We start from the raw sequence: 9318 nt of genomic DNA on the forward strand, positions 1-9318 counted from the left end.
GCAAGCCGCCAATGGCCCGAGGCTCAGATCGCTGCCTTTTCCGAGACTGCCGCATTGAAATCGGCGAAGAATTGCTGCGCCAGTTTCTGCGAGGTGGAGTCCACCAGCCGGGCGCCAAGTTGCGCAAGCTTTCCGCCGACCTGCGCTTTTGCCGCATATTGCAGGATGGTTTCGCTGCCGTCTTCCTTCAACACGACATCGGCGCCGCCTTTGGCAAAGCCTGCGATGCCGCCCTTGCCTTCGCCGGAGATCGTATAGCTTTCAGGCGCGTTGATATTGGACAGGGTCACCTCGCCGTTGAAGGTGGCCGAGACCGGGCCGATCTTGATCTTGACCGTCGCGGCCAACTCGGTCGGTGAGGTCATCTCCAGCACCTGACAGCCCGGAATGCAGCGCTTGAGGATGTCTGGATCATTGAGCGCGGCCCATACGGCATCGCGCGGAGCATTGATGCGTTCCTCTCCGGTCATATCCATTCGAAATCCTCCCATTTCGGATCGCTAAACTTATCACAGCGGGAAAGCGCTTTGCCAAGGTGAAACGGAATGCTATTTGCACGGGCTCTATCGAATTGAAGACGCGGAACACCACGTTGAAACAAAAAGAACGCCGGCCGGGCGCAAAGACGCCTTCCGGTTCCTCCGGCCACCGCCGTAACGACGAGCGCCCCAACCGCCCGGCAAAGCCCGCGGCTGCCCGCGAGACAGTGCGCGAAGCCGCCACGAGCGCTGCTATCGAACGGCCATTGCAGACGCGGGCGGGCGACCGGTCGGCTGAGCGCGTGCCTGTCATTCTGGAATCGCTGGGTGCCGGCGATTTCCACCTGATCGACAGCGGCAACGGCCAGAAGCTCGAACAATACGGGCCCTATCGCATCATCCGCCCCGAGGGACAGGCGCTGTGGCAGCCGTCACTCCCCCAGCACGTCTGGGAAAAGGTCGATGCCGCCTTCACCGGTGACGTCGATGAAGAAGGCACCGGCCGCTGGCGTTTTCCGAAGGACGCGCTCGGCGAAACCTGGCCACTCCATTTGCTCGGCGTCGATTTCTTCGGCCGCTTCACGTCGTTCCGGCATGTCGGCGTATTTCCGGAGCAGATCGTCCATTGGGCCTGGATGAAGGAACAGGTCGAGCAGGCCGGCAGGCCGCTCAAGGTGCTGAACCTCTTTGGCTATACCGGTGTCGCCTCGCTGGTGGCGGCTGCAGCCGGTGCCGAAGTCACCCATGTCGATGCCTCGAAGAAGGCAATCGGCTGGGCGCGTGAGAACCAAGCGCTCGGACGGATGGAAAAGCTGCCGATCCGCTGGATCTGCGAAGACGCGATGAAGTTCATCCTGCGCGAGGAACGCCGCGGCAACACCTATGACATCATCCTGACGGATCCGCCGAAATTCGGCCGCGGGCCGAATGGCGAGGTCTGGCACCTCTTCGAGCATCTGCCTCTGATGCTTGACATCTGCCGCGGCATCCTGTCGCCGAAGGCCGTCGGCCTAGTGCTGACTGCCTACTCGATCCGCGCCAGCTTCTATTCGATCCATGAACTGATGCGCGAAACGATGCGCGGCGCCGGTGGCGTCGTCGAATCCGGCGAACTGGTGATCCGCGAAGGCGGTCTCGACGGCAAGACGCCGGGCCGCGCGCTTTCTACGTCTCTCTTCTCGCGCTGGGTGCCGAAATGAACGAATACCACGATCGCGGACCCCGCCGGGTCGGCCAGGTGAAGGAAGTCACCTCGCTTGCCAATCCGATCATCAAGGACATCAAGGCGCTCAGCGACAAGAAGACCCGCGAGCAGAGCGGCACCTTCATGGCCGAGGGCCTGAAGCTGGTGATCGACGCGATCGAGCTCGGCTGGACAATCCGCACCCTGGTCTATGCCAAGGCCACGAAGGGCAAGCCTCTGGTCGAGCAGATGGCGGCAAAGACCGTCGCCTCGGGCGGGCTGGTGCTCGAGGTGAGCGAGAAAGTGCTTTCCTCTGTCACGCGCCGCGACAATCCGCAAATGGTCGTCGGCATCTTCGAGACCCGCTGGAAGCCGTTGCGTGATATCCATCCCCAGCAGGGCGAAACCTGGATCGCACTCGACCGCGTCCGCGATCCCGGCAATCTCGGCACGATCATTCGCACCGCCGATGCGGCAGGCGCCTCCGGCGTCATCCTTGTCGGTGAAACGACTGATCCTTTCTCGCTGGAGACCGTGCGCGCCACCATGGGCTCGGTCTTTGCCGTGCCGGTCACCCGCGCTTCGCCAGAGGACTTCATTGCCTGGAAGAAGACGGCCGGTGTTTCGGTGGTCGCAACGCATCTTGCCGGATCGGTGGACTACCGCACGATCGACTACAAGAAGAAGCCCGTTGTTATCCTGATGGGCAACGAGCAATCCGGCCTTCCCGATCAGCTTGCCAGCCAGGCCGATGCTCTCGCCCGCATTCCGCAGCAGGGCCTCGCCGACTCGCTCAATCTTGCCGTTGCCAGCGCCGTGATGCTCTTCGAGGCCCGGCGCCACCTTCTCTCATTATCCGAGGCAAAATGACCGAACAGACGCTCCTGCGCCCGGCCCTCTTTTCACGCCCGCTGCCGATCCTTCTGTTCATCGTGGTGGCGGTGATCCTCGATCAGGCCGTGAAGATCGCCGTCGACCACTATCTGCCGCTGCAGGAGATGGTTCCGGTCATTCCGATGCTGGCGCTCTATAGAACCTACAATCTCGGTGTCGCCTTCTCGATGCTCTCGGGTATGGACGGCTGGTTCATCGTGGGAATGCGCCTGATCATTGTCATCTTCGTGATTTGGATGTGGCACCGCACAGCGAAGGACCGCTGGATCGCGCATACCGGCTTCGCGCTGATCATTGCCGGCGCGCTCGGCAACCTCTTCGACCGCTTTCTCTACGGGCACGTGATCGATTACATCCTGTTTCATACCGAAACATGGTCGTTCGCAGTTTTCAATCTTGCCGATAGTTTTATCACCGTCGGCGCGGGATGCGTGATTCTTGACGAGTTGCTGCAACCGAAAAAGGCCGAAAGCTAAGATTTTAGCTTTTTCCTGAAGGCATTCGGAAGAGCGCCCATGTTAGCCAGCATTCATGCAAAGCTTGGCTCAACTGCAGGAAAGATTGACCGCTGCATTCGGTCCCGCCAAACCGCAGGCAATGCGGACGGCGGATGATAACCTGCAAGCCAAGGCTGACGCACTGCCCGAACACTGGAAGCGGCCGCTTCGCAGCATTGTGTCATATTGGCTCGGTGGCGCCGGTCTGATTGCGGCCTGCCTCCTCATTTTTCTCGGACAGGCGGGCGGCTTTCTGTTTCTGTCCGCCGGACTTGCCTTCATTGCTGTCGTTTTGATCGCCTATGCGGCAACGTCGAGCCGCAGAACGAATTCCCGTCTGGCAACGAAGACCGGACACGAACGCGCGCCGGCAAGCGAGGCAGCAGACCTCTTTGCCAATATCCACGACGTGCTTGGCGATATCACCGTTACCCGCAGCATCGACCGGCGCATTCTTGGCGCCAACGCGACGTTCCGGCGTCTCACCGGGCGGCTGAAACCGGAAGGACAGACCTGCGAGGAAATCGGCATCGCCTTCCGCCCCGGCGCCGAACCGCATCGCTTCGACGTCGAGATCTCGACGCCCGAGGGACAGCGCATCTTCGTCTGGAACGACGTCGTCACCCGCGACCCCACGAGCGGCAATCTGCTGATCCAGAGCGTTGCCCGGGACGTGACCGCCGAGCGCCTGACGGCACAGGCCCGCGAAGAGGCGCGGCAGAAGGCGGAATACAACAGCGCGGCAAAGTCGCGTCTGCTTGCCACCGTCAGCCATGAAATCCGCACGCCGCTATCCGGCATTCTCGGCATGACGCATCTGCTCACCCAGGCGCAGATGACGCAGGAGCAGCAGAACTATATCGGCGGCATCCGCCAATCCGGCCATGCGCTAACGCAGCTGGTTGAAGACCTGCTCGATTTCTCGACCATCGAAGTCGGCCGTTTTCAGCTGCGGCCGCGATCGGAATCGCTCCGGCAATTGCTGGAAAGCGTCGTCGAAATGCTGGCACATCGCGCCCATGAGAAGGATATCGAGATCGGCGCGACAGTGTCTTCGGATGTTCCGGAATTCATGAGCTTCGATCCGGCCCGCCTTCGCCAGGTACTGTTCAACGTCATCGGCAACGCGGTGAAATTCACCCAGGCCGGCGGCGTCTTCATCCGCGCCGCCCTGACGGACGACGAACTCGTCATCACCGTAACCGACACCGGACCCGGCATGACTGCGGAGGAGCAGTCGCGGATCTTTGCCGAATTCGAACAGGGAGGAACGATGATGGAAAAGAGCGGCGGCACGGGGCTTGGGCTGACGATCTCCGCCCGCATCATGCGCGAATTCGGCGGCTCGCTGACGGTTGCCAGCGAAAAAGGCAAAGGCAGCGAATTCACCATCCGCTTCCCGGCCGGCATGACCGACGAAAGCCGCGGACGGCGCAAGGGGCTGCTGGCAGGAAACACCGTGCTGCTGCTCGCACCGGCAGGTGCGGCGCGGGCCGCGATTGCCGAGACGGTGACCGCACTCGGCGGCGATTGCCACCTCGTCGAAGACGGCGAGACCGCCCGCGAAACGCTGCTTTACATGGCCGGCCGCGGACAACGCCCGACCGACATCATCATCGATCATCGGCTATCGGCCGAGTTCTCCAGCCACCTTGCCGATCGCGCCGACATTGCAGTGCTCGGCCTGCGCAAGATCCTGCTCGTCAATCCGGAAGAACGCAATTCCCATGCGCTCGATCTCTTCGACGCCTGGCTGATCCGGCCGCTGCGCGAGCAGTCGTTGATCGACGTACTGCGCGGCCGCATGCGCGGCATGGAAAAGCGCGACGCTCTGAACGACAATCAGCCAGGCTTCAGCGCCTCGATCCCGGAAGCCAGCCAGCAGCACGGACTGAATATCCTGCTTGGCGAAGACGATCCGATCAACGCGATGCTTGTGCGTGCGATGCTGGAGAAGGGCGGCCACACCGTCCGCCATGTCGAGGACTTCGAAGCGCTGCTCGATGGCGCCCTGTCGGAGAATGGCAGCAGGCCTGATATCATCATCAGCGACCTGACCATGCCGGGTGGCGAAGGCGTTGACATGATCGGCCGCCTGCGCGGTCACGAGCGCCGGCTCGATCTGCTGCCGGTGCCCGTCATCGTGCTGACGGCCGACAAGCGGGACGAGTCGCGCCGCGCAGTTCTGCTCGCCGGGGCCAACCGCGTCATGATCAAGCCCATCGATCCCATCCGGCTACTGACCGAGGTTCAGGCCGTCGCCGCGCTCTCCGCAAGACGCGCCGAAGCACTCTGATGATGAGTGACACCAGCTGCATTTTTCCGTAACATTGATGTCACTTTCCTGTCGCACATTAGTGTTTTATGGCAGCTCATGAGCCGGCAACGGGAGAATCGTCAATGGATATCGACACCTTGAATCGTGAGACATTGGTGGAGGCCACACGGCCTGCAACTTCGGCCCCGCCGAAAGAAAGCGACGTTCTCGGCCGCATCGGCAACCTCGAAACCCGGCTGGCCCGCACTGCAAGCGAAATCGACGCTTCGCAGCATGTCCGCTACCGCGTTTTTGTCGAGGAAATGGGCGCGCAGCTTCCGGCTGAGACGATGCGCCGCGAGCGCGATGTCGATGCCTATGACGCCTTCTGCGACCACCTGCTCGTTCTCGACCGCTCGATCGAGGGCGACAGCGAAGACCAGATCGTCGGCACCTACCGCCTGCTGCGGCAGGACGTCGCAATGGCGAATGGTGGCTTTTACTCGGCTTCCGAATTCGCCATCGGCGACCTGCTCGCCCGCCACCCCGACAAGAAGTTCATGGAACTCGGCCGCTCCTGCGTGCTGCCCGCCTACCGCACCAAGCGCACGGTCGAGCTTCTCTGGCAGGGCAACTGGGCCTACGCCCTGAAGCATGGCGTCAGCGCGATGTTCGGTTGCGCATCGTTTCCGGGCGTTTATCCGGAAAGCCATGCACTGGCGCTTTCCTTCCTGCACCACACGGTCGTTGCCAAGGACGAGTGGGCTGTCGATGCCCTGCCGCATATGGCACGCGCCATGGACCTGATGCCGCCGGAAGCGGTGAATCCGAAGAAGGCGCTGATGGCGCTCCCGCCGCTGATCAAGGGCTATCTGCGCCTCGGCGCCATGGTCGGCTCGACCGCCGTCGTCGACCACGCCTTCAACACCACCGACGTGCTGATCGTCCTGCCGATCTCCAGCATCTCGGACCGCTATCTGAACTACTACGGCGCTGACGCCGGACGTTTTGCGAGCTGATAGCAGTGGGCAGGCGCCGTCACTCTTGACGGCGCCCGGTTGGACATTCATCCTGAAGTCAGCGTTTCAGTAGGGCGCATCGGCATGGTGCCGGCTGGGCTATGCCCGCCTACGATCTTCAACGTTGCGCCATGCCCAATTTCGAAAACCTCAAGAAAAAAGCCAAGCAGTTCAAACGCTGGCATCAGGATCGCTATTATCCTGTTGCTGCGGAAATTGGATATTGGCTCCCGCGCTTCAGGCACCTTGACGACAAGGCTATCCTCAACGCCGAGTTCAAGCTGGTTGATGCTCAAGAGCTGGTTGCCGCCATGGAGGGCTTTGAAAGCTGGGCCGCGCTGAAAGAGGGACTTAGCGAAATGAGTTCAGCAGCCAAGCAGCAATCTGCATCAACGCCTCGAATGATCGATTCACAGCCTCAGCTGTTCGTGAGGGACATCGATTTATCGCTTTCATTTTATGCCCATAAGCTGAAATTCGAAACCACCTTCGCCTACGGCAATCCGCCCTTCTATGCCCAGGTCGCCCGCGATGCTGCGAAGCTGAATATCAGGCACGTCGATAGCCCAGCCTTCAGCGTTGAATTTCGGCGCCAAGAAATCGATGCGCTCTCGGCAACGATCACTGTCGACGACGTGAAGGCATTATTTCTGGAATATACGGCGGCCGGCGTTCCATTTTATCAGAGCCTGAAAACGGAGCCTTGGGGCGCGCGCACTTTCATCGTGCGCGATCCCGATGGCAACCTGATCATGTTCGCGGGTTGAGGACAGACTGATGACAAAGCGGACATGCCTATTCCGCCTTGTCATTGCTGTTCGCTTTACGACCCGGCCGCATAGGCGGCAATTGCCGCCATGTTGACGATGTCGCTGTCCTTGGCGCCCATCGAGGTGATCTGGACGGCCTTGTCGAGGCCGACGAGGATCGGGCCGATGACGGTGGAGCCGCCGAGTTCCTGCAGCATCTTGGTGCTGATGGAGGCCGAGTGGAAGGCTGGCATGACGAGCACATTGGCCGGGCCGGACAGGCGGCAGAACGGATACTGCTCCATCGCCTTGCGATTCAGCGCCACGTCCGCCGACATTTCGCCGTCATACTCGAAATCAACCCGGCGCTTGTCGAGGATCTTGACCGCTTCGCGCACACGCTCGGATCGTTCGCCCGAGGGGTGGCCGAAGGTGGAATAGGCGAGCATGGCGACGCGCGGCTGGTAGCCCATGCGGCGGGCGAGGCCAGCGGCTTCCTCGGCGATATCGGCAAGTTCCTCTGCCGTCGGCATGTCATGGACGGCGGTATCCGCAACGAAGACGGTGCGGCCACGGGCGAGCACCAGCGATACGCCGATAACCCGGTGCCCGGGCTTCTCGTCGATGCAGCGGCGGACGTCTTCCAGCGCGGTAGAGTAATTGCGGGTAATGCCCGTTACCATGCCGTCGGCATCGCCGAGCGCCACCATGGTTGCCGCGAAATGGTTGCGGTCGTTGTGGATCAGGCGCTGTGCATCGCGGTGGAGGTAGCCCTTCCGCTGCAGGCGGGCATAGAGATAGTCGATATAGGCTTCGACGCGGGTCGAGATGCGGGCGTTGACGATTTCCAGACCGGGACGGTTGAGATCGATGCCGGCGCGCTCGGCCGTTGCCTTGATCAGGTCCTCGCGGCCAAGCAGGATTGCCGTGCCGAGCTGCTGGTTGGCATAGGAGAGTGCTGCGCGCATCACCTGCTCTTCTTCCGCCTCGGCAAAGACCACACGCTTCGGACGGCGGCGGACGCGCTCGTAGAGGCTTGCCAGCGTCGAGGCGATCGGATCGCGGCGGGCGGAGAGCTCGCGGCGATAGCCTTCCATATCGGTGATGACCTTGCGGGCCACGCCGCTTTCAATCGCAGCCTCCGCAACGGCGGCCGGGATCGCCGAGATCAACCGCGGATCGAAGGGGACCGGGATGATGTACTGCGCGCCGAAGCGCGGGCGATTGCCCTGATAAGCGGCAACGACATCGTCGGGCACATCCTCGCGGGCGAGACTGGCGAGCGCCTTGACGGCGGCAATCTTCATGTCGTCGTTGATCGTCGTGGCGCGAACATCGAGCGCGCCGCGGAAGATATAGGGGAAGCCGAGGACGTTATTCACTTGGTTCGGATAATCCGAGCGCCCGGTCGCCATGATCGCGTCGTCGCGGATGCGGGCGACTTCTTCCGGGGTGATTTCAGGATCCGGGTTCGCCATCGCGAAGATGATCGGCCGATCGGCCATGGAGCGGATCATGTCTTCCGAGAAGGCACCCTTCTGCGACAGGCCGAAGACAACGTCGGCACCCTTCATCGCTTCCTTCAGCGTGCGGGCCTTGGTCTTAACGGCATGGGCCGACTTCCACTGGTTCATGCCCTCGGTGCGGCCCTGGTAGATCACGCCCTTAGTGTCGCAGAGCACGATATTCTCGGGCGCAAAGCCCATCGCCTTGATGAGTTCGACGCAGGCGATCGCGGCGGCACCCGCACCATTGCAGACGAGCTTGGTGGTCTTCAGGTCGCGGCCGGTCAGCTCCAGCGCGTTGATCAGGCCGGCGGCGGCGATGATCGCGGTGCCGTGCTGGTCGTCGTGAAAGACCGGGATGTCCATCAGCTCGCGCAGGCGCTGCTCGATGATGAAACAGTCCGGCGCCTTGATATCTTCGAGGTTGATGCCGCCGAAGGACGGGCCGAGGAAGCGGACGCAATTGATGAACTCGTCGACATTCTCGGTATCGACTTCAAGATCGATGGAATCGACATCGGCGAAACGCTTGAAAAGCACCGACTTGCCTTCCATGACCGGCTTGGACGCCAAAGCGCCGAGATTACCGAGACCGAGAATGGCTGTACCGTTGGAAATGACGGCCACCATGTTGCCGCGCGTCGTGTAGTCGTAGGCAGTGGCGGGATCGGCGGCGATCGCCTTGACCGGAACGGCGACACCAGGCGAATAGGCCAATGAGAGATCACGCTGTGT

The 9318-nt window shown here is 61.7% G+C and carries 8 protein-coding genes; 6 read left to right on the plus strand and 2 right to left on the minus strand.

What is annotated here, in order from left to right; genetic code table 11:
• Nucleotides 1–23: 23 nt before the first annotated feature.
• On the minus strand, nt 24–476 hold the full coding sequence (locus AC1DJO_RS10420; RefSeq protein WP_112385265.1) for an SRPBCC family protein: 453 nt from the start codon (nt 474–476) through the stop codon (nt 24–26).
• 116 nt (nt 477–592) lie between these two features.
• On the opposite strand from AC1DJO_RS10420, the gene AC1DJO_RS10425 reads away from it, so the two are divergent.
• From AC1DJO_RS10425 to AC1DJO_RS10450, 6 genes are all read left to right on the plus strand, one after another.
• Nucleotides 593–1678 (plus strand): class I SAM-dependent methyltransferase, encoded by a 1086-nt coding sequence (locus AC1DJO_RS10425; protein WP_477970298.1) that lies wholly within the window; start codon nt 593–595, stop codon nt 1676–1678.
• On the plus strand, nt 1675–2532 hold the full coding sequence (locus AC1DJO_RS10430; RefSeq protein WP_477970300.1) for a TrmH family RNA methyltransferase: 858 nt from the start codon (nt 1675–1677) through the stop codon (nt 2530–2532). Before AC1DJO_RS10425 ends, AC1DJO_RS10430 begins: the two co-directional genes overlap by 4 nt.
• Nucleotides 2529–3032 carry a signal peptidase II gene (lspA, locus tag AC1DJO_RS10435; RefSeq protein WP_310293286.1) on the plus strand — a complete coding sequence of 168 codons (504 nt, stop codon included), beginning with the start codon at nt 2529–2531 and terminating at the stop codon, nt 3030–3032. The genes AC1DJO_RS10430 and lspA overlap by 4 nt, the downstream gene beginning before the upstream one ends.
• A gap of 55 nt (nt 3033–3087) precedes the next feature.
• Nucleotides 3088–5349: a PAS domain-containing hybrid sensor histidine kinase/response regulator gene (locus tag AC1DJO_RS10440; RefSeq protein WP_477970303.1), complete on the plus strand. Its 2262-nt coding sequence runs from the start codon at nt 3088–3090 to the stop codon at nt 5347–5349.
• A gap of 104 nt (nt 5350–5453) precedes the next feature.
• Nucleotides 5454–6329 (plus strand): l-ornithine N(alpha)-acyltransferase, encoded by an 876-nt coding sequence (olsB, locus tag AC1DJO_RS10445; RefSeq protein WP_477970305.1) that lies wholly within the window; start codon nt 5454–5456, stop codon nt 6327–6329.
• 131 nt (nt 6330–6460) lie between these two features.
• Nucleotides 6461–7096, plus strand: a complete 636-nt coding sequence (locus tag AC1DJO_RS10450; RefSeq protein ID WP_477970331.1) for a bleomycin resistance protein — start codon at nt 6461–6463, stop codon at nt 7094–7096.
• Nucleotides 7097–7152: 56 nt separating this feature from the next.
• On the opposite strand, the gene AC1DJO_RS10455 is transcribed toward AC1DJO_RS10450, so the two are convergent.
• The coding region (locus AC1DJO_RS10455) for an NADP-dependent malic enzyme (RefSeq protein WP_477970307.1) at nt 7153–9318 on the minus strand (2166 nt) is incomplete at its 5' end.

It is taken from the genome of Rhizobium sp. 05N430, from assembly GCF_056396985.1.

Coding starts and splice junctions, on each gene's coding strand:
- AC1DJO_RS10420 (WP_112385265.1), bottom strand. CDS start 476: ATGGATATGACCGGAGAGGAACGCATCAATGCTCCGCGCGATGCCGTA.
- lspA (WP_310293286.1), top strand. CDS start 2,529: ATGACCGAACAGACGCTCCTGCGCCCGGCCCTCTTTTCACGCCCGCTG.
- AC1DJO_RS10430 (WP_477970300.1), top strand. CDS start 1,675: ATGAACGAATACCACGATCGCGGACCCCGCCGGGTCGGCCAGGTGAAG.
- AC1DJO_RS10450 (WP_477970331.1), top strand. CDS start 6,461: ATGCCCAATTTCGAAAACCTCAAGAAAAAAGCCAAGCAGTTCAAACGC.
- olsB (WP_477970305.1), top strand. CDS start 5,454: ATGGATATCGACACCTTGAATCGTGAGACATTGGTGGAGGCCACACGG.
- AC1DJO_RS10440 (WP_477970303.1), top strand. CDS start 3,088: ATGCAAAGCTTGGCTCAACTGCAGGAAAGATTGACCGCTGCATTCGGT.